The 24954-nt window shown below is 63.8% G+C and carries 21 protein-coding genes; 13 read left to right on the forward strand and 8 right to left on the reverse strand.

The genetic code is table 11. The features are described from left to right. The first annotated feature begins 25 nt into the window (after positions 1–25). Positions 26–1087 (forward strand): flagellar motor protein MotB, encoded by a 1062-nt coding sequence (locus SIL87_RS08305; RefSeq protein WP_319613706.1) that lies wholly within the window; start codon positions 26–28, stop codon positions 1085–1087. Positions 1088–1126: 39 nt separating this feature from the next. Further along, on the forward strand, positions 1127–1996 hold the full coding sequence (motA, locus tag SIL87_RS08310) for a flagellar motor stator protein MotA (RefSeq protein ID WP_319613707.1): 870 nt from the start codon (positions 1127–1129) through the stop codon (positions 1994–1996). Positions 1997–2032: 36 nt separating this feature from the next. Here motA and SIL87_RS08315 read toward each other — a convergent pair whose 3' ends face one another. Beyond that, positions 2033–2536 (reverse strand): GNAT family N-acetyltransferase, encoded by a 504-nt coding sequence (locus tag SIL87_RS08315; RefSeq protein ID WP_319613708.1) that lies wholly within the window; start codon positions 2534–2536, stop codon positions 2033–2035. Between the two features lie 323 nt (positions 2537–2859). On the opposite strand from SIL87_RS08315, the gene SIL87_RS08320 reads away from it, so the two are divergent. The 9 genes from SIL87_RS08320 (at position 2860) to speB (ending at position 16411) form a co-directional block, all read left to right on the forward strand. After that, entirely contained in the window at positions 2860–5103 is a 2244-nt protein-coding gene (locus tag SIL87_RS08320; RefSeq protein WP_319613709.1) for a peptidase domain-containing ABC transporter, read from the forward strand. Beyond that, positions 5069–6520 (forward strand): HlyD family type I secretion periplasmic adaptor subunit, encoded by a 1452-nt coding sequence (locus SIL87_RS08325; protein WP_319613710.1) that lies wholly within the window; start codon positions 5069–5071, stop codon positions 6518–6520. The genes SIL87_RS08320 and SIL87_RS08325 overlap by 35 nt, the downstream gene beginning before the upstream one ends. 45 nt (positions 6521–6565) lie before the next feature. Then, a complete protein-coding gene (locus tag SIL87_RS08330) occupies positions 6566–8341 on the forward strand; it encodes an SEL1-like repeat protein (protein ID WP_319613711.1) in 1776 nt (591 codons plus the stop codon). A 2-nt stretch (positions 8342–8343) separates the two neighbouring features. Beyond that, positions 8344–11247 carry a glycosyltransferase gene (locus SIL87_RS08335; protein WP_319613713.1) on the forward strand — a complete coding sequence of 968 codons (2904 nt, stop codon included), beginning with the start codon at positions 8344–8346 and terminating at the stop codon, positions 11245–11247. 13 nt (positions 11248–11260) lie between these two features. Then, on the forward strand, positions 11261–12127 hold the full coding sequence (locus SIL87_RS08340) for a hypothetical protein (RefSeq protein WP_319613714.1): 867 nt from the start codon (positions 11261–11263) through the stop codon (positions 12125–12127). 173 nt (positions 12128–12300) lie between these two features. Beyond that, the gene (locus SIL87_RS08345) at positions 12301–13482 is read left to right on the forward strand and encodes an IS256 family transposase (RefSeq protein WP_319612316.1); all 1182 of its coding nucleotides are present in this window, start codon (positions 12301–12303) and stop codon (positions 13480–13482) included. After that, positions 13475–14824, forward strand: a complete 1350-nt coding sequence (locus tag SIL87_RS08350) for a glycosyltransferase (protein WP_319613715.1) — start codon at positions 13475–13477, stop codon at positions 14822–14824. The genes SIL87_RS08345 and SIL87_RS08350 overlap by 8 nt, the downstream gene beginning before the upstream one ends. Next, entirely contained in the window at positions 14821–15456 is a 636-nt protein-coding gene (gene upp, locus SIL87_RS08355) for a uracil phosphoribosyltransferase (protein ID WP_319613716.1), read from the forward strand. The genes SIL87_RS08350 and upp overlap by 4 nt, the downstream gene beginning before the upstream one ends. Before the next feature lie 10 nt (positions 15457–15466). Further along, positions 15467–16411, forward strand: a complete 945-nt coding sequence (gene speB, locus SIL87_RS08360) for an agmatinase (RefSeq protein ID WP_319613717.1) — start codon at positions 15467–15469, stop codon at positions 16409–16411. A 51-nt stretch (positions 16412–16462) separates the two neighbouring features. Here speB and SIL87_RS08365 read toward each other — a convergent pair whose 3' ends face one another. The 7 genes from SIL87_RS08365 to ubiA all read right to left on the reverse strand — a co-directional run bounded on the left by SIL87_RS08365 (position 16463) and on the right by ubiA (position 22767). Continuing rightward, positions 16463–17410: an IS1595 family transposase gene (locus SIL87_RS08365; RefSeq protein ID WP_319612800.1), complete on the reverse strand. Its 948-nt coding sequence runs from the start codon at positions 17408–17410 to the stop codon at positions 16463–16465. Positions 17411–17589: 179 nt separating this feature from the next. Beyond that, positions 17590–18372 carry a succinate dehydrogenase iron-sulfur subunit gene (locus tag SIL87_RS08370; RefSeq protein ID WP_319613718.1) on the reverse strand — a complete coding sequence of 261 codons (783 nt, stop codon included), beginning with the start codon at positions 18370–18372 and terminating at the stop codon, positions 17590–17592. 16 nt (positions 18373–18388) lie between these two features. Next, positions 18389–20200, reverse strand: a complete 1812-nt coding sequence (sdhA, locus tag SIL87_RS08375; protein WP_319613719.1) for a succinate dehydrogenase flavoprotein subunit — start codon at positions 20198–20200, stop codon at positions 18389–18391. Positions 20201–20219: 19 nt separating this feature from the next. Then, entirely contained in the window at positions 20220–20624 is a 405-nt protein-coding gene (gene sdhD, locus SIL87_RS08380; protein ID WP_319613720.1) for a succinate dehydrogenase, hydrophobic membrane anchor protein, read from the reverse strand. After that, complete coding sequence (gene sdhC, locus SIL87_RS08385) at positions 20621–21052, reverse strand: succinate dehydrogenase, cytochrome b556 subunit (RefSeq protein ID WP_319613721.1); 432 nt, start codon at positions 21050–21052, stop codon at positions 20621–20623. Before sdhC ends, sdhD begins: the two co-directional genes overlap by 4 nt. 147 nt (positions 21053–21199) lie before the next feature. Continuing rightward, positions 21200–21853, reverse strand: a complete 654-nt coding sequence (locus tag SIL87_RS08390; protein ID WP_319613722.1) for a class I SAM-dependent methyltransferase — start codon at positions 21851–21853, stop codon at positions 21200–21202. Further along, positions 21850–22767: a 4-hydroxybenzoate octaprenyltransferase gene (gene ubiA / locus SIL87_RS08395; protein ID WP_319613723.1), complete on the reverse strand. Its 918-nt coding sequence runs from the start codon at positions 22765–22767 to the stop codon at positions 21850–21852. Before ubiA ends, SIL87_RS08390 begins: the two co-directional genes overlap by 4 nt. On the opposite strand from ubiA, the gene SIL87_RS08400 reads away from it, so the two are divergent. Next, positions 22766–23482, forward strand: a complete 717-nt coding sequence (locus SIL87_RS08400) for a 16S rRNA (uracil(1498)-N(3))-methyltransferase (RefSeq protein ID WP_319613724.1) — start codon at positions 22766–22768, stop codon at positions 23480–23482. The two genes, ubiA and SIL87_RS08400, sit on opposite strands and share 2 nt — an antisense overlap. 15 nt (positions 23483–23497) lie before the next feature. Further along, positions 23498–24859 (forward strand): glutamate--cysteine ligase, encoded by a 1362-nt coding sequence (locus SIL87_RS08405; RefSeq protein ID WP_319613725.1) that lies wholly within the window; start codon positions 23498–23500, stop codon positions 24857–24859. The last annotated feature ends 95 nt before the right edge of the window (positions 24860–24954 follow it).

Genomic DNA, 24954 nt, shown 5'->3' on the forward strand with positions numbered 1-24954 from the left:
GCGCTGCGAAGGCGGAGCAGACTCGATGGCGATACGGAAATCACGAACCGGCAAGGCAGGTAATCAGGCGGTCAATATCATCATCCGCCGGCATGAAAATGTCGATGCGCCGCATCACGGCGGGGCATGGAAGGTCGCCTACGCGGATTTCGTGACCGCGATGATGGCATTTTTCCTCCTCATGTGGCTGATCAACGCGACGACCCAGGCTCAGCGGATCGGGCTCGCCGATTATTTCAGCCAGGCGAATGTGCTCAATCGTGGTGCCTCCGGCGAAGGCAAGCCGTTTGGCGGGCGGACCCCGTTCGATCATGGGGCGCTGACCTCCGATCTCGGGGCGGTGAGGGTGACTGTGGGTCATAATCCCGTCTCGCACACAGTTCCTCACGTGCCGCAGGGGCGGCAGATCCGGCCATTGACGGTCAGTGGTAATCAACTCGAAAACCAGTCCGGACCACAGCCGGGTACGCAGCATCCCGGAGCCGGGCCGGCTGAACAAGCGAGTATGGCACCGGTCGCTCCGGTACCGGCGTCGGCTGCGGCTTTGGCCGCGGGCGGGCTTGCCGCGGGCAATCTGGGCCAGCGCCGGTTCACCGCCGCCGCCACCGCGATGAAGCAGGCGATCGCCGCCGACCCGGCGCTGAAGCCGGTCTCGCATCAGATCAGCATTACCCAGACCCCGCGCGGTCTCGAAATCCAGATCATGGATGCGCACAAGCGGCCGATGTTCCGGCTCGGTTCGGCGGAGCCCAACCCGATGACGCAGGATCTGATCCGCAAGATCACTCCAATTCTGGCACGGCTCGGTGACCGGATCAGGATCTCCGGCTACACCGATGCAACGCCGTATCTCATTCCCGGTCACAGCAACTGGGATCTCTCAGTCGATCGCGCCAACGCGACGCGGCAATTGATGGAACAGTCCGGCCTGCCGAAAGTGCTGATCAGCGCCGTTGCCGGCTATGCCGATCGGCGGCTGCTGATACCGGCCCAGCCGAAGGCGGCGGCCAACCGGCGTGTTGCAATTCTGGTGCTGCGACCCGCACCGGACACTGGGGTCAAAAACCATGGGGCTCCCGCGCCATGACCCGACAAGGACTGAACGATCTGAATTGTCTGGTGAATTATGCTGAGTTTGGGAGGTGTCGCGTTTCTCCTCGTTTGCGTATTCGGGGTTTTCATCTTCACCGGCGGCGCGATCGGGCCGCTGATGAGTTCCATGCCCATGGAATTCATCACGATCGGAGGGGCCGCGATCGGTACCTTCATTGCCGGAAATTCTCTGCATGACATCAAGCACACTCTGGCGGATTTCAAGAAAGTCCTGAAGGGCGGTTCGTTCCGGAAAACCGACTATACCGACCTGCTGTGTCTGCTGTTCTATCTGGTGCGGCTCGCATCGACCAAGGGAGCGATGGCGTTGGAAGCGCATATCGAGCGCCCCGAGGAAAGCCCGGTATTCCAGCATTTTCCGCGTATCCTGAAAAACCATCACGCGACGGCCATTGTCTGCGATTATCTGCGCATGGTCGGGATGAATGCCGATGACCCGCATCAGATCGAGGACGTGATGGCGCGCGAGTTACGCAAGACGCTGGTCGAGGAGCTTCACGGCGCGCATACGCTTCAGATCATGGCCGATGGTCTGCCCGCACTGGGTATCGTCGCCGCCGTACTCGGCGTCATCAAGACCATGGCGCACATCAATCAGCCGCCCGCAATTCTGGGTGAGATGATTGGCGAAGCCCTGACCGGCACATTTCTCGGCGTCCTTCTGGCCTATGGGGTCGCAGCCCCGCTATCGACCCGGATTCGCGGCGTCGTGGAGGAAGATTCGCGCTATTTCGAGGTCATCAGGGCCGTTCTGGTGGCTCATCTGCATGGGAATGCACCGCAGGTCAGCGTCGAGATCGGCCGGAAGATGGTGCCCAACATGTATATGCCGAGCTTCGCAGAACTCGAGGAGTCGGTACAGAATCTCAAGGTGGGGGCGTGATGCCGATAAAGACCCGATAGACCGCGTGTGGCGGGGTCAGCCGTCCTCATCGAGATTCCGTTGCATGACGATCACATCGAGCCATCGTCCGAATTTGAATCCGACATCTCGCATGGTGCCGACGCGCTGAAATCCCAGGCTGGCGTGGACGCCGATCGAGCCGATGTTTTCGGAATCGCCGATGACCGCGAGCATCTGCCGGAAGCCGGAGGATCGCGCGTCGCGGATCAATCGGGCAACCAGGGCCTTGCCCACGCCCTGGCCGCGGACATCTTCGCGCACATACACGCTGTTCTCGGCGGTGAACCGGTAGGCGGTGCGCGGTCGATACTGGTCGTAATAGGCAAAACCAAGCAGGCCGGTTTCGTCCTCGGCCACGAGCCACGATCGTCCGGCCTCGACGATCTGCCGGTACCGGGCCGTCATGGCTTCCAGCGATGGGGGCACCTCGTCGAAACTGCCGGTGCCTTCCAGCACGTGATGGGCATAAATCGCCTGACATGCCGGCAGGTCGTCGGTCGTTGCGGGACGGATGTCCATCAGGGGCTTGCTCCGGGCGGGTCGATAAAAGGTGGTTTCTCGGTTCTGATGCCGCGACCGGGGCTTTCCGGCAAGACCATCCCGTGCAAACCGACGGGATTGGCCGGTCCGGTAAGACCAACTTAACCATATTCAGCTATAGAAGCCGGGGTGCGATGTGCTATGGACGCGCAGGTTTTGGAGAATTTTATCTATTTCGTTGAATTTTGTGATCAACTCTGGTTTGTTGCAACGCGGCAAAGCGTATGCGCCGCAACGAAACCCCATGCATATCTGCGACCGGTCGCGCGACCGCCGCGCCAATGGAAGGGATAGCCCGCCCTATGAATGACCCGAACGACAGTCCCGGCCCCGACTCGTCCAAACGCGGTAGCGACGACACGGAATCCCTGCACGTCCGCATTCTGGCGGTAAAAGCCGCAGCCCGGTTTCACGGCGTTGATCTCGATATCGAGACCTTGACGCTCGATCCCAAGGAGCCGGCACCGTCTTCGCCGCATCTGGTCGACTGGCTCCGGGATTCCGGGCTTTGGGTGCGCGGGATCATGATGAATTTCCGCCAACTGATGAAGGTGGAAACGACAGCGCCGGTCGTTCTGCTGCTGCGCGATGGTGGCGCGGCCCTGATGGTGGCGAACGATCCCGGGCGGTCGATCGTGTTTCTGCGCGATCCGCGCGCGCCGGTCGGGTCGGCTCCCGTGGCCGTCGATGAAATTCAGCTCCGCCAGGTGTGGGATGGCGCCGTGCTGCTGGTGCGCGGCGAGCGCGACGGGCAGCAGGTCGAACCGCCATTCAACTTCTCCCTGCTCCTCAAGATGGTTCTGATCGAAAAGCGTATCCTCAGGGATGTCGCGATCAGTTCGATCACGCTGACCATCCTTCAGGTTCTGCCGATCCTGATGATCATGGTGGTGCTCAATACCGTAATTGTTTACCGCAGCATCAACACGCTGATACTGGTGACCCTGATTTTCGTGGTCTGCGTGATCTGGGAAGCTCTGCTCACCTGGGGGCGACGGATGATGCTGGTCATTCTCTCGAACCGGATCGATGCGCGGTTGAATTTGATGATTTTCGACCGCTTGATGACCTTGCCGATCGACTTTTTCGAGAAGAACCAGGCCGGCGAACTGGCCTACAAAACAACCCAGATCTACCGTGTGCGCGATTTCATCACCGGCAGGCTGTTATCCACCTTCATCGACATGTTCATGGTCGCGCTGATCATGCCGATCCTCTTCTATCTGGATGCTTTTCTGGCCTGGACCATCCTGATCGCCTCGGGGATCATCGCGGTGATCATCACGGCGTTCCTGCCCGCGATCGCGCGGCTCACCGGCGAGATCATCGCGGCGGAAAGTGCCAAGGGCGCGGTACTGGTCGAAAGCGTTTACGGCATCCGGACGGTCAAGGCGCTTGCTCTCGAAAAAGTTCGTGCGAACGAATGGGACACCAGGGTCGCGGAAACCAGCCGGCTCAATCTCCAGATGGGTCGGTTGTCGAACTGGCCGGTCGTGCTCTCGCTGCCGTTCGAGCGCTATGCTCAGGGCGGTGTCCTGCTGCTCGGCGGCTATCTTGCGGTGACCTCCCAGAATCCCCTCGCTCTCGGCGGGCTGGTCGGGTTCATGCTGCTCGGTGGTCGGGTCGCCGGTCCACTGGTGTCGTTTGCCCGGCTGATTCAGGACGCTCAGGAGGCTCGCGCGGCGGTGGCCATCGTGGGCCAGGTGCTCAATCGGCCGACGGAGCGGCGTGCGCTGACGACGGGGCTGCGACCTCAGTTCGTCGGCTCGGTCGCTTTCGAGAATGTGACCTTCACCTATGAAGGGACCAAGACACCGGCGCTGAACAAGGTCAGTTTCGCAATTCCGGAAGGCACCATGCTCGGCATCGTCGGACGGTCCGGCTCGGGTAAGTCGACGGTCACGCGGTTGTTGCAGGGGATCAATCGCGAGTACACCGGCGCGGTCAAGATCGACAATACCGAGCTGCGCGAGATCAATCTGCGCCATTTGCGCAAGAGTTTTGGTGTCGTGCTGCAGGATAATTTTCTGTTTCGCGGATCGGTGCGTGACAACATCATCGCAGGTCGTCCCGGCCTCAGCTTCGAGGACGCGATCAAAGCGGCGCGGCTTGCCGGTGCCGAGGAGTTCATCGAACGCCTGCCGCAGGGATATGAGACCTTCATTCAGGAAGGATCGCCCAATCTGTCCGGTGGCCAGAAACAGCGTCTTGCGATCGCCCGTGCCCTCATTGCCGACCCCCGCCTGCTGATTCTGGATGAAGCAACGAGCGCCCTCGATCCCGAGAGCGAGGCACTCATCAATGCCAATCTGCTGCGCATCGCGCGGGGGCGGACCATGGTGATCATCTCGCATCGTCTGGCCTCGCTCGTGGAATGCGATCAGATCCTGGTCATGGATTCGGGGCAGGTGATCGATCTCGGCAAACACGGCGAGTTGGTCGAACGCTGCGCGATCTACCGCCATCTCTGGCTCCAGCAGAACCGTCACATGAACCCTGAAGGAGGCCGCAATGCCCCGACTCCCACGCTTGCGCAAGGGGACTGATCGCGCCGCCCCGGTCGGGGGTGGCGCCGCTGGGGGTGGCATGGGGCTGGCTTTGGCCAGCCCGGGTCAGCTCGACGATACGCCGATGGCGCTGCTGGAGTTCCAGTCGCCCACCGCCGCGGTGATCGCAACGCCGGTGCCGCCGATTTCGCGCTATACGGCCCTGATCGTCACCGCGCTGGTTTTCGCCCTGCTGGTGATCGCCGCCACCGTAAAGGTCAGCAAGGTCGTGACCGCTGAAGGCAAGCTGGTGTCCTCGGCCCCGACGATCATGCTGCAGCCGTTCGATACATCGATTGTGCAGTCGATCGATGTTCACGAAGGGCAGATCGTTCACAAGGGCGAACTCCTGGCGCGGCTTAACCCGACCTTCGCTCGCGCCAATCTGACCGCCTTGCGCGCCCAGGTCGTCGCTTTGTCAGCGCAAAAGGCCCGTCTGGAGGCCGAGGCGAGCGGTGGCGTCTATGCGCCCGACCACGCCAATCCGGCCCAGACGCTTCAGGCCGCGATATTCCAGAGTCGCAAGGCGGAGCGAACCTATACGATCGAAAACTACAATCAAAAAATCGCTGAACTCCGGATGATCGTCACCAAGAGCGAGGAGGAGGCCGGGTTTTACAAAAAGCGGGTCAACGTCGCTCAGGATGTCGAGAACATGCGGACCCAGTTGCAGAAAATGCAGGTCGGCAGCAAGCTGAACTCCCTGATCGCGTTGAACGACCGGCTGTCGGTTTCGAGTTCGCTGTCGAGCGCGGTCTCGACCGCCGCAGCCGGTGAAAGCGATCTTGCGGCACAGCGCGCGGAACGCGACGCCTATGAAAAAAAATGGGCGGCGACGGTTTCGGAGAATCTGGCTGAAACCACCAGCAAGCTGGTCACGGCGCAGCAGGATCTTTCGAAGGCGGAATTGCAGAGCCAGCTTGTGGTGCTGCGCGCACCCCGCGATGCGATTGTGCTGACCGTGGCACATGTCTCGGTCGGTTCGGTTCTGCAGTCGGGCCAGAAATTCATCTCCCTCGTCCCGATCGATGCACCGCTGGAAATCGAGGCGGATATCAGCGGCACTGAATCCGGCTATGTGCATGTCGGCAATCCGGTCACGATCAATTTCGATACCTTCGACTTTCTGCGCTACGGCTCCGCCAAAGGCACGCTACAGTCGATCAGCGCCGACAGTTTCAGCCCCGAAACGGCACCCGGCGAGGGTGGCTCCACCCTGCCCAACCGCCCTCACTCGCTCTATTATCGGGCCAATATCTCCCTCGATGAGTTGATGCTGCACAACGTGCCACCAGGATTTCGGCTGGTGCCGGGCATGCCGCTGAACGCCAACATCAAGGTCGGACGGCGGACGATCATGTCCTACTTCATCACCAAGATCATGCCGGTCGCTTATGACAGTATGCGTGAACCATGATGTGGTTCAGGGATCGGATCACGATCGTAGCTCACGCATGATGTCATGAGCGCGATCGACCGTATCGCGTCGCTCTCGCCGAAGCGGGCGTTGCGGCGCGCCGACGATCTGGCTGGCGCGGGTGAATGGGCGCGGGCCGCCCGTCTGTACGTTGTTGCCGCCGATGCCGGGCTGGTCGAGGCGCAGCACGCACTCGGCGCCGCTTACATGCCGGGCGGTGGACTCACGCCTAACCCGCGCGAAGCGGCCCGATGGTTTCTTCGGGCGGCCGAAGCGGGGCACGTCGAAAGCCAGTGTCGTCTGGCCGGCCTGTTCATCCACGGGCTGCAGAATCGCCGGTTCGATGCGAATTCCGCCTTGTTCGGGGATGGTGGAACAACGGCGGAGACCGAGGCCGATTACCCCTCGGCTCTGATCTGGGCACGCCGTGCGGCGGAGGCCGGCTCCGCTGACGGCCAGGCGCTGCTCGCCTATGTTCTGACTCACGGACCGGAGGGAATTCGCGATCCTGACGCAGCGGAGCTCTGGTATCGCAAATCGGCGGCGCAGAAATGGCCGCAGGGGCATCTCGGCCTCGGCATGATTTTGATGCGGGGGGCGGATACGGCCGAGAAGACCGTTGCCGCCCGCCATGAGTTCGAGGAGGCCGCGAAGGCCGATCTGCCGACCGCACATTATCTGCTCGGCGTGATCCATGAACAGGCCGTCGGGGTTCTGCCCGATCCGGCCAAGGCGCTCACTCATTACCGCAACGCGGCAATTCATGGCATCCGCAATGCGCAAGCCAAGCTCGGTGCGATGCTGCTGGCCGGACACGGATGCGCGCCCGATCCCGTCGAGGGCGAATCCTGGCTGCGGAGGGCCGCGATCGCAGGAGATCCGGAAGCGGCGGCGCTCGTCGCCGATGTCTATGCCCGTGGCGGGCATCTGCCGCCGAATTACGCCGAGGCGGCGATATGGTTCCGCGTTGCGGCCGAAGCCGGGCATCGGGTGGCGGCGCGCGCGCTGGGGATGCTTTATCTGACCGGTGCCGGCGTTGCGCGCGATTCCGAGGAAGCCGCCAAATGGCTCGCTCGCGCCGCCGAACAGGGGGATACCGCTGCCGGTGCCGACCTTGGTAATCTCATTCTCAAGGGCGAGGTGCGGCAATCCTCGGTGGATGGGCTGCCGATCCACGAGTGGTTCGAGCGCGCCGCCGAATCGGGCGATCTGATCGGGGCATTCAATTTCGGTGTGTGTCTCGCTGAAGGTATCGGGGTGAAACGCGACGAGGCGCGGGCCGCGATCTGGCTGCGCCGGGCCGCCGAAGGTATCGTGAACGCCCAGTTCTGGTACGGCAGGCTGTTGCGCGAGGGGCGTGGGGTTCCGGTCGATTTCGTCGAGGCGTACCGGTGGGTTTCAACCGCCGCCGCGACCGGCATGGTGGAAGCGCTGGCCCTGCAGGCCGAGATGAAGCTGCATGGCCAGGGTTGCCCTCGCGATCATGCCGGCGCGCGCGATATTTTCCTGCAGATCGCCCAGGCAGGGCATGTCGGTGCGATATTTGCGCTCGGCGCTCTCCACGGCGGGGGGCACGACATTCCGACCGATCGGGTCGCGGCACAGGAATGGTTCGCCAAGGCGGCGGCGCTCAATCATCCGGTCGCGCAACTCATGCTCGGGCGCTATCTGCGCAAAGGTCTTGCGGGTCCGGCTGATGTGGTTGCCGCGAAACAATGGCTCAACCGGGCGCTCGCGCAGGGGGTCGACGAGGCTCGGGTCGATCTTGCGGAAATCGCCCAGCAGCACGATCCCCAGCCGCGTCAAGCCGCCGGCGACTGAGCGTGACGGCTGATGCCACCCGCCAGCGCCGCCTCGCGGAGGCGGCCGATGCGTGGGAACGCGGGCGTCGGGCGATCGAGACCGGTGATCTGACCGCGGCACGGCTCTGGCTCGAACGGGTCAGTCGAATCGCGCCGCAGGACCCGCGGCCACGCTATGAATGCGCTCTGGTGATCGCCGCACTGGATGCACCGGATGCCGGTGCCGCCTTGCGGGCGAGCGCCCTTGAATGCGATCATGCACCGGCCTGGATTGCGCTGGCCCGACACGCGGCGCGGCGGAACGATTTCGCGAGCGCGGCGGACGCCCTCGCGAGGCTGCTGTCGCGGCATGTGATCGATCCCTCGCCGGACTTTACCGATTTCCTGACCCGCACGGCGGCGACTGCGGGGTATCCCGGCTGGATCGCGATGAGCGGAACCGCCATCGTCATGCGCGGTGAGGAGGCGCGGTTCGAGGCCGATGGGCGACCGGTGGATCGCCTGCCTCACGACCTCGGATCGGTTGCGTCTCTCCGGGCGACCATCGCGGGCGCGGATATGCTGGGGAGCCCGCTCGATCTCGGCCGGATGCGTCGTCTCGTCGGGATCGTTGCCGCCGCAGGCGGCGGGCTGGCCGGGTGGGTGGTTCGGCCGGCGGCACCCGAGACCGCGCCTGACCTCCATCTGATCGATCGGTGCGGCGTCACGCGCATGATCCGTCCCCGCGCCGTGCTCGAACCGGTTGCCGCATCAGGGTTCCTGCCACGCCATGGATTCCGCCTCGGCGCAGCGCGCCTGAGCGGCCTCGCACCGCCGTTCCGGATCGTGGGGTCCGAAGGGCAGATTGTCGCCGGGACGCCGATCGATCCGGCGTTGCACAACCTGCCCGCTGCGGTGGTGCGCCCGCGATCCAGGACAGTCGCGATGCCGGGGACCAGAGCGCCGCTGGTGGCGGTGATGCCGGTTTACCGCGATGAGGCGGCAACGCGAATCGCCCTGGAATCAGCCGTTGCGGCGGCACCGGAGATGCCGATCATCGTGATCGACGATGCAAGTCCGGACCCCGCTTTGGCTCACTGGTTGCGCGCCGAGGCGGTGGCGGGACGCATCGTGCTGCGGCGCCAGCGGCATAATCGGGGGTTTCCCGCCGCCGCCAATGCTGGCTTTCGTCTCGCGCGGCGGCTTGTGCCGGGCTGCGATATTCTGCTGCTCAATGCGGATATCGAATTGCCGCCCGGCGCGCCCGCTCGACTGCAGGCAGCACTCTATGCCGGTGATGATATCGCGAGCGCCACACCGCTTTCGAATGAGGCGACCATTCTGAGCTACCCGGACCGCAGCGGCAGCAATCCCGTGCCGGACCGCGCCGCACTCGACCGGATCGATCGGCTGGCGCGCCGGGTCAACGGCAGTGCGGTTGTCACGATCCCCACCGCGATCGGCTTCTGTATGGCGATCCGGCACGACGCCTTGCGCGCGGTCGGTGGTTTCGACGTTGCTCTGTTCGCGCAGGGCTATGCCGAGGAGAACGATTGGTGCCGACGCGCGGTGGCCCTGGGGTTCCGCAATGTCGCGGTGCCGGGCGTGTTCGTGGCCCATCATGGCGGGGTCTCGTTCGGTGCCGCCGGTTCGGCGCTCTGCGCGCGAAACCTCGAACTTCTGGAACGCCGCCATCCCGGCTATCACGCCCTGATCGAGGCGCATCATGCCGCTGACCCGCTCCGCCGGGTGCGATTTCGGCTCGATCGGGCACGGTTTCGCGCAGAGGTCGGGGTGGGACCGTCGGTCATCCTGGTCTCGCATGACCACGGCGGCGGGATCGCGCGGATCGTGACGGCGCGGATGAGCGCGCTCCGCGCGGCGGGGGTCTGCCCGATCCTGATTCAGCCCGATTTCTCCGATCCCGGGTCGCGCGCACGCGGCATCGGCACCGCGCGACTGACCGACCGGGCGGCTTCGGCGTATCCAAATCTGTGTTACCGGCTGCCGGCGCAGTTCGCATCCCTGATCGCCGTGTTGCGCGCGGCGAATCCTGATTATGTCGAGTTCCACCATATGCTCGGCCATGATCCATCCCTGCTCGATCTGCCCGCGGCGCTGGGGATTCCCGCTGAATTCGTGGTTCATGATTACGCGCATTTCTGCAAGAGGGTGAACCTGATCGGTCCGGCACGGCGCTATTGCGGGGAGCCGGATGTCGCGGCGTGTGCCTCCTGCCTTGCCGAGGCAGGCAGCGAACTGACCGACCCGATCGGCCCTGCCGGTCTGGTGGCTCGTTCATCGGCACAGTTGCGAGGGGCGCGCCGGGTCAGCGTGCCGTGCGAGGACACCGCACGGCGGCTGCGACGGCATTTTCCGGGCATTTCCGTCACTGTGACCCCGTGGGAAGATGATCGGGCACCGGTATCGCTGCGTAACCCTCCGGCAACCGGGGCGCGGCTGATTGCCGTGGTCGGCGGGATCGGTCCGGCCAAGGGGTATGACGTGCTGCTCGATTGTGCGCGCGATGCGGCGGCCCGCGACCTTCCTTTGCGTTTCGTGCTGATCGGCACCAGCGAGCGGGATCCGACGCTGATCGAGACCGGGCGTGTCATGATCACAGGCGCCTATGCCGAAGGCGAGGCCGCGATGCTGATCGCCCGTTCAGGCGCCCATCTGGGGTTTCTGCCCTCAATCTGGCCGGAAACCTGGTGTTTCGCCCTGGGTGAGATGTGGCGCGGCGGATTATACGCCGCCGGGTTCGATCTCGGCGCTCAGGCGGCGCGCATCAAAGCCACAGGTCGGGGTTTTCTGCTCCCGCTCGGTTTGCCGGCAGCACGGATCAACCAGACCCTGCTTGCGTGGCGGCCGGATTTAGGCAATCTCAATAATCGATTACAACCTCCGATCAACGACACGTTCGCACTCGCCAACCCGAATTCCTAACGGAGACGCCTTGATGTCCAAATCCGCCGCCAAGACCGCAGCCGCCACTCCGGCGATGCCCCCGGTGCCTGAACCCGCTGCTGCCTTGCAGGCAGGATCGATCCAGGAGCTGAAGGTTTCGGCACATCTGATGACCCTCGATACCGGCCTGTTCTGCATCGTCAATGAGGCCAATGCGGGTGCGACCGCCGATCAGGGCCTGCCCGGGGTACGGGTATCGCCGCCGCCGGTCGGCGGTGGCGGGGTCGAGATCACCGGGTTTCGTCCCGATGGCTGGCTCGATGGTCTGGGCGATGCGGCGCTGGTCCGCGTCACCAAAGGGCCGGCACAGGTGCTGGTCACGGTCTATCAGATCGCAGGGCGCGCCGATGCCTCGCCGCGGCTGCAGGTGATGCGCCTGGCAAACGGGGTAGCGGCACCGGCACCCGCGCCGGTCGAACCCGAGGTGATGGATGTTCTGGCGCATATCCAGACCCGGGGCGATGTCGGTGCGAAATTCGGTGACTGGCTGGGCGAGCCCGGTTCGGCCAACTGGATCGAAGGCATCGCGATTTCGGCGCCAGACGGTATCGCCGCCGAGGATCTCTCGTATCAGGCGGTGCTCGGGCGCGGCTGGCTGTCTCCCTGGGTCGAAGCGGGAGCCTATTGCGGCAGCCGCGGCATGGCGCTGCCGCTTCTCGGGCTGCGGGTGCGGTTGCAGGGGGCGGCGGCGGAGCAATACGAACTTTCATGCGAGGCGAGCTTCATCGACGGTTCCAAGGCGGGTCCGGTCGGCAGTGACGAGACCTGCGAAGCCGAGAGTCTCGCCGCCCTCGAAGCCGTGCGGCTCACGCTGATGCCGCGTGCGAAGGTGAAGGCCGTGGCACGCGGCCGTCGCTGAGCGACGCGCCGTGCGGTTCCTGTTCGTCCATCAGAACTTTCCGGGTGGTGTAACCTGACGTCTGGAAATTCATTTTGGGTTGGGAGTTGGTGCCCTTGCCGGGGCATGCCCCGGCAAGGGCTGTTCATTCTGGTATTCCATGCAGTTGTTCACACCAACATGGAGACCGATGAATGGACGCCAAAAAGGATACGATTATCGAGGCACTTTTGGAACATCTGATCGAAAACGGCGCAGGCGATATCGCCACGGTATTTGCCAGGACCTTCGAACTCGCCATGCAGATCGAGCGCGAACGCTTCCTCCACGCCAGTCACTACGAGCGCAACCCCGATCGTCAGGGTTACGCCAATGGCTACAAGCCCAAGCGGATCGATACCCCGGCCGGGTCGATCACCGTCGATGTCCCCAAAACCGCCGGTCACGTGGGCGAACCCTTCTACCCACAGTCCCTCGAACGCGGCCGACGCTCGGTCCGCGCCGTCATGGTCGCCGTCGCCGAAATGTACATCAAAGGCGTCTCCACCCGCGACGTCGAGGCCGTCATGCGCGAATTCGGCATCGAAAGCCTCTCCTCCGCTCAGGTCAGCCGCGCCAGCAAGCTGCTCGATGACGAACTCGCCGCCTGGCGCACCCGACCCCTCGCCGAGATCCGCTACCTCATCCTCGACGCCAGATATGAAAAAATGCGCGATAATGGCGTCGTCCGCGATGCCGCCGTGCTCTCGGCCATCGGCATCGGACCCGATGAACGCCGCCGTGTCCTCGGCGTCTCGGTCGCCCTTTCCGAGGCCGAAGTCCATTGGCGTGCCTTCCTCGAAAGCCTCCATCAGCGTGGCCTGCGAGGCGTCGAATTCATCGTCTCCGATGACCATGCCGGATTGCACGCCGCACGCCGCGCCGTCTTCGGCGCCGCACACTGGCAACGATGCCAGTTCCACCTCGCCCAAAACGCCATCCACCACGCCCCCAACCACGCCATCCGCAAACGCATCGGCGCAGAACTCCGGACCGTCTGGAACGCAAATTCCCTCGCCGCTGCCCAGATCGCTCTCACAACCCTCGTCAATGCCTATCGCGACACCGCACCAAAGCTCGCCGATTGGCTCGAACGAAATATCCCCGAAGGCCTCACCGTCTTCACACTGCCAGAACCCCACCAGCGCCGGCTTCGCACTTCCAACCCCATGGAACGCGGCATCCAGCAGGAACTCAAACGCCGCACCACCAAAATCAGGGTCTTCCCCAACGAAGCCTCCCTCGAACGCCTCGTCAGCGCCGTCCTCGTCGAAATCGATGAAAAATGGGCCGCCGACACCAAGGGCTACATCAAGTGGGACTACCAGGATGCCTGACCCCCGCTCGCCCTATTTTCCAGACATCAGGTTGCTCAATCACTTTCCGGGACAGTATCTCCATATTGTGCGCGATCTGTTGGCCGAGGGCGGCCATGAGATCGTGTTCATGACCGAACCGAACCGCAACAATCTCGCGGGCGTGCGCAAGGTGACCTATGCGCGGCCGCCCGCCACTCACGCGGCGGTGCATCCGAGCGCGCGCGAATTCGACGTCGCGATGCGCCGTGCCGAGGCCGGGTATGCCGGTGCCAACCAGATCAAGGCGCTCGGCTTCGTGCCGGATGTGATCATCGGCCATCACGGCTGGGGCGAATTGCTCAACCTGTGCGATGTGTTCCCCGGCGTGCCGATCCTGGGATATTTCGAGTTCTACTACCGGCTCGACGGGACGGATGTGAATTTCGATCCGGAATTCCCGATGTCCGATGACCGGTACGGCGCGGTGCGGGCCAAGAACGGGGTGAACCATCTGGCGATCGCGCTGGAACAGCATGGTCAGACGCCGACCCATTGGCAGTGGCGGACCTACCCGGAATGGGCGCGCGAGCGGATTTCGATCATCCGTGAAGGGGTGGATCTGGATGTCTGCAAACCCGATCCGATGGCCCGGCGCCGCAATCTCGGGGTCGGGAACCTCAAGGTCGGGCCGAAGCAGAAACTGATCACCTATGTCGCGCGCAATCTTGAACCTTATCGGGGGTTCCACACCTTCATGCGGGCATTGCCGGCGGTTCTGGCGGCGCGGCGCGATGTCGTCGTGTCGATCGTGGGCGGTGACGAGGTCAGCTATGGCGCCGCGCCGGCGAGCGGGACCTGGCGCTCGCAGTTGATGGCCGAGGTCGGGGACCGGATCGATCCGGACCGCGTGCATTTTCTGGGGCGTGTGGCCTATGATGATCATGTGAAACTGCTTCAGCGTTCCGACGCGCATGTTTATTTTTCCTACCCGTTCGTCGCATCGTGGAGCCTGCGCGAGGCGCTTGCGACCGGGGCGCCGGTGATTGGTTCGGATACCGCGACGGTGACCGAATTCGTCCACCACGAAGCCACCGGACTGGTGACGCCGACGCTCGATCACGACCGGCTCGCCGAGACCACCCTGCGGATGCTGGAAGATCGCAAGCTGAGCGCCCGGCTCGGTGCCGGCGCGCGGGACTACGCTGCGGACAACCTCGATCTCAAGGCCTATCTGCGCGCATTCCGTGCCGAGATCGAGCGGATCACCGGGCAGTCCCTGACACCGCCTGCCTCGGCGCCGGTTCGAAAAGCCGCAAAGCCGAAGGCGCCGGCACCCCGTTCCGCCGCCAAACGCGGCGCGCTGGCCGGGACCGCCGTATGACCGATCCGATGGTCACGGTGGTCGATCATCCGCTGGTCGAGCACAAGCTCAGCCTGATGCGCAGCATCGAGACGCCGACCGGCGATTTTCGTCGGCTGGCGCGCGAGATCAGCCTGTTGATGGGCTACGAGGTGTTGCGCGACCTCAAGGTCCAGCCGGTCGATATCCAGACCCCGATGGAGCCGATGACCGCGCGACAGGTATCGGGCAAGAAACTCTGCTTCATCTCGATCCTCCGGGCCGGGGATGGTATTCTCGGTGGCATGATCGACCTCGTGCCCTCGGCGCGGATCGGGCATATCGGGCTTTATCGCGACCCGGTCAGCCACACGCCGATCGAATATTATTTCAAGGTTCCCGAGGACATGGCCGAACGCCTGACCGTGGTGGTCGACCCGATGCTGGCGACCGGACACTCGGCGGAAGCCGCGATCACCCGGTTGAAACGCGCGGGCGCCTCGGCGATCAAATTCGTCTGCCTGATCGCGGCTCCTGAAGGCGTCGCGGTGCTGCGCCGCGGACATCCGGACGTTGCGATCTTTGCCGCCGCGATCGACCGCGAGCTCGATGAACACGCTTACATTCGTCCCGGGCTGGGCGATGCCGGAGACCGGTTGTTCGGCACAAAATAGGGAGCGGCTTATGACGCAGCACTTCAACCAGCCGACCAGCGGCAACGACATGCCCCGCTTCGGCGGCATTGCGACCATGATGCGCCTGCCCCAGGCCGAGACCGCCGCCGGGCTCGATGCCGCCTTCATCGGGGTGCCGATGGATATCGGGACTTCCAACCGGTCCGGCACACGGTTCGGTCCGCGCGCGATCCGGGCCGAGTCGGTGATGCTGCGACCCTACAACATGGCGACCGGCGCGGCCCCGTTCGAGCGGATGCAGGTCGCCGATCTCGGCGATATCGCAACCAACCCCTACAATCTGGAAAAATCGATCGGGCTGATCGAGACCGGCATCGCCGAGGTGCTCCGGCATGACTGCATTCCGCTGATCCTTGGCGGCGATCATACCCTGACCTACCCGGTGCTTCGGGCGATGGCGGCGAAGCATGGGCCGGTCGGGTTCATCCATATCGACGCCCATGCCGATGTGAACGACACCATGTTCGGGGAACGCATCGCCCACGGTACCCCCTTTCGCCGGGCGGTGGAGGATGGTGCGATCGATCCGCAACGCGCGATCCAGATCGGGCTGCGCGGGACCGGCTACGCACCCACCGATTTCGACTGGCAGTGCGAACAGGGGTTCCGGATCGTTCCGGTCGAGGAGTGCTGGCACCGTTCGCTCGCGCCGCTGATGGAAGAGGTGCGTAGCCTGATGGGCAGCGGGCCGGTCTATCTGACCTATGATATCGACAGTCTCGATCCCTCGGTCGCCCCCGGCACCGGCACGCCGGAAATCGGGGGTCTGACCACGATCCAGGCGCTGGAAATCATCCGCGGCTGTGCGGGACTCGATCTGGTCGGGGCCGACCTCGTCGAGGTCGCGCCGGCTTACGATACCACGGGGACGACCGCGCTGATCGGGGCTAATCTGCTTTATGAGATGTTGTGCGTGTTGCCCGAAAGGAAGTGAGGGAAGGAAGACTTCTTTTTGTGAACAAAAAGAAGCAAAAAAACTTCCTGCTTACCCATAAGTCTCAGCCAATTTCAACAAGCGATACGGCATAGGCGGCGCCGTGACGATAGCGTAGCCGAGTCGGGGGATCATGCTGGCGAGGTCGTATCTGCGGTTGAAGCGGTACTCGAACTCGGCGAGATATCGCGGCACGTGTTTGGTGCTGATTGCCCGGTAGGTACCGTTGATTGCGGATTTGATATTGCCGAGCGCGGTATTGACCCATTTGAAGGCGGGGTTGCGAACGGCCGCGGGGCCACTGCCCGTCAGGGTCGGCTGATGCTGGCATCCGGCATCGGTCACGCGATGAAAACAGGCAAGCCCATCACTGACCACGGTGCAGGACGGATCGAGGCTGTTCAATGCAAATCGTGAAATCGCCTGGCCGGTGAACCCGGCCACGCGGCGCAGTTTCAAGCGTGCTGGCTTGCCGTCATCGGTGGTTTCGACCGCGGCGACAAACGGCGTCTTGCCCGGTGCCCCGCGTCCACGCTTGCCGCCCGAACGCTCACCGCCCAGGACCGCGTCGTCGATTTCAACCCGCCCCTTCAGGCGCTTGCGCCCGTCGCGCTCCATCATCGCCTGCTGGATCTTGTGCTTGAGCATCCACGCCGTGGTCTGGCGTACACCGAGGCGCCGCCCCAGTTCGATCGAGGATATGCCCTGTTTGCTCTGCGTCAGATGATACATCGCCCGAAACCACGTGCGCAGTGGCAGCTTGGTCGACGCGAAAATCGTCCCCGCGATCGGTGAGGTCTGGCGACGGCAGGTGCTGCATTGGAACAAGTCGCGTGTCTTGACTTCACTGTAGGTTGTCCCGCCGCAGATCGGGCAGGAAAACCCATCGCGCCAGCGCAGCTTGATCACGACAGCTCGGCATTGCTCCTCGGTGCCGTACAACCGATCAAATTCGGCCTCGCTCAGCCCTTTTTGTAACTGCACCGCATTGCGCGCCATCGAAAACCTCCGCTCATGCCTCAATGTTCCTGTTTTGTACATGACGAAATGCGGCTGATCAAGATGGTTAAGCAGAAAAAACTTTGCCGATCGGGGACTGTGCCGGTGAAAACGCCCGTGCCCCCACCGAGCGAAAGTTTTTTGCTTCTTTTTTACAAAAAAGAAGCGCTCGCTTCACCCTATCCGTGCCGCTCAACCATCAACTGCTTGATCTTGCCGATCGCCTTGGCCGGATTGAGGCCTTTCGGGCAGGTCTGGGTGCAGTTCATGATGGTGTGGCAGCGGTAGAGTTTGAACGGGTCTTCCAGTGCATCGAGACGCTTTCCCATGGCTTCATCGCGCGAATCGGCGATCCAGCGATAGGCGGCGAGCAGAACGGCAGGGCCGAGATAGCGATCGCCATTCCACCAGTAGGATGGGCAGGAGGTGGTGCAGCAGAAACACAGGATGCACTCCCACATGCCGTCGAGTTCTGCGCGCTCCTCGATGCTTTGCAGGCGCTCGCCGTCCGGCGGGGCGGGGGTATCGGCTTGCAGCCAGGGTTCGATCGAGCGGTATTGCGCGTAGGCCTGGGTGAGGTCGGGCACGAGGTCCTTGACCACGGCCATGTGCGGCAGCGGGTTGATCCTGACCTCGGCGGTCACGTCATCGATCGGTTTGAGGCAGGCGAGGGTGTTGGTGCCGTCGATGTTCATGGCACAGGAGCCGCAGATACCTTCACGGCAGGAGCGGCGGAAGGTCAGGGTGGGATCGATTTCGTTCTTGATCTTGATCAGCGCGTCCAGCACCATCGGGCCGCATTTGTCGAGGTCGATTTCGTAGCTGTCAGTATGGGGATTGCCCGCATCGTCCGGGTTCCAGCGATAGACCTGGAACGTCTTGATGCGGGTGGCACCGGGCTCGGCCTTATAGGTGTGGCCCTGGGTGACACGGCTGTTCTTCGGGAGGGTGAGTTCGGCCATTGTGCAAATCCCCTGATCAGTACACGCGCTTTTTGGGCGGGAATACCGAGACGTCGTTGGTCATCGTCTGCATTCGGACCGGGCGGTAGTCGAGCGAAACCGCGCCGTCCGGCGTGCAACGGGCCAGCGTGTGCTTCATCCACTCATGATCGTCGCGTTCAGTGTAATCGTCATGCGCGTGGGCACCGCGGCTTTCGTGACGGGCCTCGGCGGAGACCATGGTGGTGATCGCGTTGCCCATCAGGTTCTGGAGTTCGAGGGCTTCCATCAGGTCGGAATTCCAGATCATGCCGCGATCGGAAATCGCGAGATCCTTCATACCGTGCCAGAGGCCGGACATTTTATCGACACCTTCCCTGAGCGTTTTCGAATTGCGGAAGACCGCCGCGTGGTTCTGCATGGTGCGCTGCATGTTGTCGCGCAGGGCGGCGACGGTTGTACCGCCCTTGGCGTGACGTGTGGCGTCCAGCCGATCGAGCGACGCTTCGCCGGCACGCGGCGGCAGGTTGGGTTGCGAGGCACCGGACGTAACGATTTTCGCGGCCTGATGCGCGGCGGCCCGCCCGAATACCACGAGATCGAGCAGCGAGTTGGTGCCCAGACGGTTGGCACCGTGAACCGAGACGCAGGCGGCCTCGCCGACCGCCATCAGGCCGGGAACGGTGGCGTCCGGGTCCGATGCCGTGGGGCGGAGGACTTCGGCGCGGAAATTGGTCGGGATACCGCCCATGTTGTAATGCACGGTCGGCAGCACCGGGATCGGCGCCTTGGTGACCTCGACACCGGCGAACACGCGGGCGGTTTCGGAAATGCCGGGCAGGCGCTCGTGCAGTTGCTCGGGTCTCAGCCCTTCGAGATGCAGCAGGATATGATCCTTGTTGGGGCCGCAGCCGCGCCCTTCCATGATCTCGATCGTCATCGATCGCGAAACCACGTCACGCGAGGCGAGATCCTTGGCGGTCGGCGCGTAGCGCTCCATGAAGCGCTCGCCCTCGGCGTTGGTGAGGTAGCCGCCTTCGCCGCGTGCGCCCTCGGTGATCAGGCACCCGGCGGGAAAGATGCCGGTGGGGTGGAACTGGACGAATTCCATGTCCTGCATCGGCAGACCGGCGCGCAACGCCATGCCGCCGCCATCGCCGGTGCAGGTGTGCGCCGAGGTGCACGACAGATAGGCGCGGCCATAGCCGCCGGTGGCGAGAACCACCAACTGGGCGCGGAAGCGATGGATCGTACCGTCTTCGAGGCACCAGGCCATCACGCCGCGGCAGGTGCCTTCATCGTCCATGATCAGGTCGGTCGCGAAATATTCGACGAAGAATTCGACGTCCTGCTTGAGGCTCTGCTGATACAGCGTGTGCAGGATAGCGTGGCCGGTGCGGTCGGCGGCGGCGCAGGCGCGAGGCACCGGGGCGGCACCGAATTCCTTCATGTGGCCGCCGAACGGGCGCTGGTAGATTTTACCATCCTCGGTGCGGCTGAACGGAACACCGAAATGTTCGAGCTCATAGATCGCCGGGATCGCTTCGCGGACCATGTATTCGATGGCGTCCTGATCGCCGAGCCAGTCCGAGCCTTTGACGGTGTCGTACATGTGCCAGCGCCAGTCATCGGGTTCCATGTTGCCGAGCGCGGCGCCGATCCCGCCCTGAGCCGCGACGGTGTGGCTGCGGGTCGGGAAGACCTTGGTGATGCAGGCGGTTTTCAGCCCGGCCTGACCCATGCCGAGGGTGGCGCGCAGACCCGATCCGCCGGCGCCGACCACCAGCACGTCATAGGTATGGTCGATGATGGTGTAGGCGCCGAGCGATGGCTTCGACATGGCGTTCATGAGACGATGTCCTGAATGATCAAAAAGTCAGTTTCAAAACCGACAGCAGCGCGAGCAGGCCGAACGCGCCGACCGCCGCGCGCATCGCGAGAAGGCTGGCGAGGCGTTTGCCCTCGGTGTGGATGTAGTCTTCGATGACGACCTGCAAACCCAGTTGCAGATGATAGAACAGGGCCAGAATGAGCGCGATGAACAGCACCGCGTTCCACGGCTCGGCCATGTAGCGCAGCATCGCGGCCTGATCGGCACCTTCGAGGAGGAAGACCGAGAGCACGAAATAAAGGGCCAGTGGCAGCAATGCCATCGCGGTCAGCCGTTGAGCCCACCAATGGCCGAGTCCGGATTTCGCCGATCCCATGCCACGGGCGCGCCCGAGCGATGAGCGCATGATCCGGACCGCCTGATCGCCGCGCGGCGCGCTCATAGGATGACCAGCCCGATGATCCAGAACAACACCGTCAGCCCCGCACTCGCCGCGAGAACGGCGTAGCCGGTGCGATACATCGTCGGCAGATCGAACCCGTAGCCGGCATCCCAGAGCAGGTGGCGGATGCCGTTGCAGAAATGATAGAACAGGGCGAGGGTGAAGCCGAACAGGATGATCATGCCGAGGATTGAATCGACCAGCGATTGAGCGACGGCAAAAGCATGGGGGGATGTTGCGGCGGCGGCCAGCCAGAGTGCGAGCAGGACGGCACCGAACGACAGGGCCACCCCGGTGATCCGGTGGAAGATCGAGAGAGCCGAGGATATCTGCGGCTTGTAGACCTGGAGATGTGGCGATAACGGGCGTTGGACGAGTTTGCCGGCGGAATTGCGCCCCTGCATCAGGGCTTCACGCACATCTTGCATGGTGATCACCAATCAGTCGATCGTTGGAGAAACATATCGAAATGCTGCACTTGCTTACTGCCCGAGGTGGCAGGGGTCAACCAGATGTCAATGTAGTGAGGCCGGGTTAACCGCCGCTTTCGATTTCGGAAAATAAGCCAAAAAACTTTACGCTTGGGGCGAAGGCGCCACGCGATACAATATTGTCTCGCGGCTGGTCCGGCTTTCCAGTTCCGCCGTGGTGGGGATGATATAGCGGGCGAATTCGGTCAGGTCTGCAGTGGGGACATAGGCGCGGCCAGGATCGGCGACCCAGACATCCGCATCACGCGCGCAGTCCCGGAGCCACGGCCAGATGTGCCGGGTCATCGGCGCTTCGTAACAAATGTCGCCGCACAGGATCAGATCGGCATCGAGTTGTGTGCGGGTGACATCGCCGATCCGGACGGTTACCGGCGCTTTGTTCAAGGCGGCGTTCAAGGCGATGGCGGCACCGGCCATCGGGTCGATCTCGATGGCGGTGACCGCGCTGGCTCCGGCGCGATGGGCCGCGATCGCGGCGAGGCCGGAACCGGCGGCGAAGTCGATCACGCGTTTGCCCCGGACCAGATCGGGATGATCGAGCATGTGCCGGGCGAGGGCGATCGAGCCCGGCCAGGCGAACGCCCAGTAAGGGGGTGCGATGCCGGACTCCGCGAGATAGGCTTCGGTCGCCTGCCAGATCGGGGTGATTTCGGTCGCGAGGTAGAGGCTGATATCCGGGATCAGGGCGGGGGCGGTGAGGGTGGTCGCGTCGCGGATGAAATCCTGCGGGGCGGTCATTGCCCCAGCAGGATGGCGAGGGCGATCAGCAGGCCGACATCGCGGTTGAGTTTGAACAGGGCGAGGCAGCGGGCCGGGTTGTTGATGTCGAGCCGGACGATCTGCCAGCCGAGGAGCATGGCCGGCAGGATCAGCATCATCAGGGCCAGTTCGTTCAGCCCGGCGAGGATGAAGGCGATGGCGAGCAATGCGATGGCACCGCCATAGCAGATCGTCAGGAAGGTCCGGGTGCGGGCGCCGAATTTCAGGGCGGTCGATTTGATTCCGGCCATGGCATCGTCCTCGCGGTCCTGATGGGCGTAGATCGTGTCGTAGCCGAGAATCCACAGGATGGTTCCGGCATACAGGGGCAGGACCGGCCATGCGAGGCTGCCGTGGGCGGCGGCGTAACCCATCGGTGCGCCCCAGCCGAATGTGAAGCCGAGCATCATCTGCGGCCAGAAGGTGACGCGTTTGGCAGCCGGGTAGAGCGCGACCAATGCCAGCGAGGCGACGCCGAGGATCTGGGCGGTGCGGTCGAGCAGCAGCAGGATGACGAGGCCGGCGATCAGGAGCAGGGCGAGAAAGACGATCGCCTGGGGCACCGAGATCGCGCCGGAGGCCAGAGGGCGCGAGGCGGTGCGGGCGACCAGCCGGTCGAGCTTGCGGTCCCAGAGGTCGTTGACGGTGCAGCCGGCGGTGCGCATCACGATCGCGCCGATCGCGAACAGGGCGATCAGGATGGCGCTGCGTTCGGGCGTCGCGCCGGCGAGCAGGATGCTCCACAGGCCGGGAAGGAACAGCAGCCAGATCCCGATCGGGCGGTCGAGTCTTGCGAGCAGGGCGTAGTTGCGGATGCGGGGCGGCAGGCGGGTGACCCAGCCGGTGTTGCGGATATCGGTAAATCGGCGTTGTGCTGGTAGAGCGTTTCGCATGGTCTCGATCATTCGCCTTCATGTGCAGCCGCGTCTGGCGACCGGTGCCGTCATTGGCATAAACCAGGCGCAGGCGCACTACCTCGGTTCCGTCATGCGGCGGCGTGCCGGTGACGGATTGCGGATTTTCAACGGGGTGGATGGCGAGTTCGAGGCGGTGATCGGGCGGATCGACCGGCACGGGGCGGAGCTCGCTGTGGGGGCGCAGGCGCGGGCGATGGAGGCCGAGCCGGATTGCTGGCTGGCTTTCGCCCCGGTGAAGCGGGATGCGACGGATATGATCGTCGAGAAAGCAACCGAACTCGGGGTTTCGGCGATCTGTCCGGTGTTCACCGAGCGGAGCCAGACGATGCGGGTCAATCGGGAGCGGCTGGGGGCGATCGCGACCGAGGCGGCGGAGCAATGCGAGCGGTTGAGCGTGCCGGAGGTGCGTGAGCCGGTGGAACTGGCGCGGTTTCTGGCGGCGTTTCCGGAGGGGCGGGAGCTGTTCGTTGCGGCGGAACGGCGGGATGCGCCGCCTTTGGCGATGATGCGGCATTTGCAAGCCAGCGCGTTGCTGGTGGGACCTGAGGGCGGGTTTGCACCGGGGGAACTTGACGGCATGGCACGGCATGGGTTTGTTACGCCGGTTTCGCTCGGGCCGCGCATTCTGCGCGCCGAGACCGCCGCCATCGCCGGACTTGCGCGCCTCCTTGCCGCACCGGATCAGAGTTGAGATCAGGAGACGCGCTTGTCGAACCCCGGAGAGGCCGATGCCACGGCGATTACATCTGCGAGCCAGTTGGCCGCCTGGTTCGAGGCCGGGTGCAAACCTGCCGACGAGTTCCGGATCGGCACCGAACATGAGAGTTTCGGTTTCACCCTGAACGGGCATCAACCGCCGCGCTATGAGGGCGGGATACGGCCATTGCTTGAGACGATCGGGGCCGAGGAAGGGCTCACGCCGATTCTGGATCGGGGCAATCCGATCGGGCTGACCGGGAAGAATTTTTCGATCTCGCTGGAGCCGGGCGGACAGTTCGAATTGTCGGGCGGGATCGTGGGGTCGCTGCACGAGACCAAGGCCGAGATCGATGCGCATATTGCGAGGGTGCATCGCGTTGCTCCGCGATTGGGATTGGGGTTTGCGCCGTTGGGGTTTCATCCGACTGCTCGGCAGGAGGATTTCGACTGGATGCCGAAGGGGCGCTACGCGATCATGCGGGCTTACATGCCTAAGGTTGGGTCGCGCGGGTTCGATATGATGCTGCGGACCTGCACGGTGCAGGCCAATCTGGATTTTTCGTCCGAGGCGGACATGGTTCGCAAGATGCGGGTGGGGTATGCGCTCCAACCGCTGGCGACCGCGCTGTTCGCCAACGGGCCGTTCCGCGAGGGCAAGCCGGACGGGATGCTTTCGAACCGGGCGGAGACCTGGCTCGATGTGGACAATGCGCGCTCGGGGATACCGCGGGCAGTGTTCGAGGAGGGGTTCGGCTTCGAGCGCTATGCGGAGTATCTGCTCGATGTGCCGATGTATTTCGTTTATCGCGATGGACGCTACATTGATGTGTCGGGCCGGTCGTTCCGGGATTTCATGGCGGGATCACTGGCCGGGTTCGAGGGGCAGGGGCCGACGATCGGGGATTTTGCCGATCATGCGACCACCGCGTTTCCCGATGTGCGATTGAAGCGGTTCATCGAGACACGCGGGGCCGATTCGGGCAATCCGGCGATGTTGCTGGCCCAGCCGGCGTTGTGGACCGGCTTGTTTTACGACGATGCCGCGCTGGCGGCGGCTCATGCGCTGGTGCGGGATATTTCCTACGAGCAATTGATCGCGCTGCGCGAGGCGGTGCCGCGATCGGGGCTGGATATCGCGTTCGGCAAAGGCACGTTGCGGGATCTGGCGCGTGAGGTGGTGGCGATCGCCGCCGAGGGGTTGCGCGCGCGCGGGCGGTTGAACGCGGCTGGCGAGGATGAGCGCATGTATCTCGCACCGTTGCAGGAGATCGCGGATGGTGGGCCGACCCAGGCGGAGTATTGGCTCGGGCGGTATCACGGTGCGTGGCACGGCGATGTCACCCGGATTTTCGGCGAGGCGGCGTTTTAGGCGCACCGGGCTGATAAAATCGGGCGGTTCGGTGGCTGGCAGGTGGCCATTGACGTCGTTGATAATATTACGGAATCGTAACGACTTGGGCGTGC

The organism is Acidiphilium acidophilum (genome assembly GCF_033842475.1).
Lineage (GTDB): Bacteria > Pseudomonadota > Alphaproteobacteria > Acetobacterales > Acetobacteraceae > Acidiphilium > Acidiphilium acidophilum.

Coding starts and splice junctions, on each gene's coding strand:
- SIL87_RS08305 (WP_319613706.1), top strand. CDS start 26: ATGGCGATACGGAAATCACGAACCGGCAAGGCAGGTAATCAGGCGGTC.
- motA (WP_319613707.1), top strand. CDS start 1,127: ATGCTGAGTTTGGGAGGTGTCGCGTTTCTCCTCGTTTGCGTATTCGGG.
- SIL87_RS08315 (WP_319613708.1), bottom strand. CDS start 2,536: ATGGACATCCGTCCCGCAACGACCGACGACCTGCCGGCATGTCAGGCG.
- SIL87_RS08320 (WP_319613709.1), top strand. CDS start 2,860: ATGAATGACCCGAACGACAGTCCCGGCCCCGACTCGTCCAAACGCGGT.
- SIL87_RS08325 (WP_319613710.1), top strand. CDS start 5,069: ATGCCCCGACTCCCACGCTTGCGCAAGGGGACTGATCGCGCCGCCCCG.
- SIL87_RS08330 (WP_319613711.1), top strand. CDS start 6,566: ATGAGCGCGATCGACCGTATCGCGTCGCTCTCGCCGAAGCGGGCGTTG.
- SIL87_RS08340 (WP_319613714.1), top strand. CDS start 11,261: ATGTCCAAATCCGCCGCCAAGACCGCAGCCGCCACTCCGGCGATGCCC.
- SIL87_RS08345 (WP_319612316.1), top strand. CDS start 12,301: ATGGACGCCAAAAAGGATACGATTATCGAGGCACTTTTGGAACATCTG.
- SIL87_RS08350 (WP_319613715.1), top strand. CDS start 13,475: ATGCCTGACCCCCGCTCGCCCTATTTTCCAGACATCAGGTTGCTCAAT.
- upp (WP_319613716.1), top strand. CDS start 14,821: ATGACCGATCCGATGGTCACGGTGGTCGATCATCCGCTGGTCGAGCAC.
- speB (WP_319613717.1), top strand. CDS start 15,467: ATGACGCAGCACTTCAACCAGCCGACCAGCGGCAACGACATGCCCCGC.
- SIL87_RS08365 (WP_319612800.1), bottom strand. CDS start 17,410: ATGGCGCGCAATGCGGTGCAGTTACAAAAAGGGCTGAGCGAGGCCGAA.
- SIL87_RS08370 (WP_319613718.1), bottom strand. CDS start 18,372: ATGGCCGAACTCACCCTCCCGAAGAACAGCCGTGTCACCCAGGGCCAC.
- sdhA (WP_319613719.1), bottom strand. CDS start 20,200: ATGAACGCCATGTCGAAGCCATCGCTCGGCGCCTACACCATCATCGAC.
- sdhD (WP_319613720.1), bottom strand. CDS start 20,624: ATGAGCGCGCCGCGCGGCGATCAGGCGGTCCGGATCATGCGCTCATCG.
- sdhC (WP_319613721.1), bottom strand. CDS start 21,052: ATGCAAGATGTGCGTGAAGCCCTGATGCAGGGGCGCAATTCCGCCGGC.
- SIL87_RS08390 (WP_319613722.1), bottom strand. CDS start 21,853: ATGACCGCCCCGCAGGATTTCATCCGCGACGCGACCACCCTCACCGCC.
- SIL87_RS08400 (WP_319613724.1), top strand. CDS start 22,766: ATGGTCTCGATCATTCGCCTTCATGTGCAGCCGCGTCTGGCGACCGGT.
- ubiA (WP_319613723.1), bottom strand. CDS start 22,767: ATGCGAAACGCTCTACCAGCACAACGCCGATTTACCGATATCCGCAAC.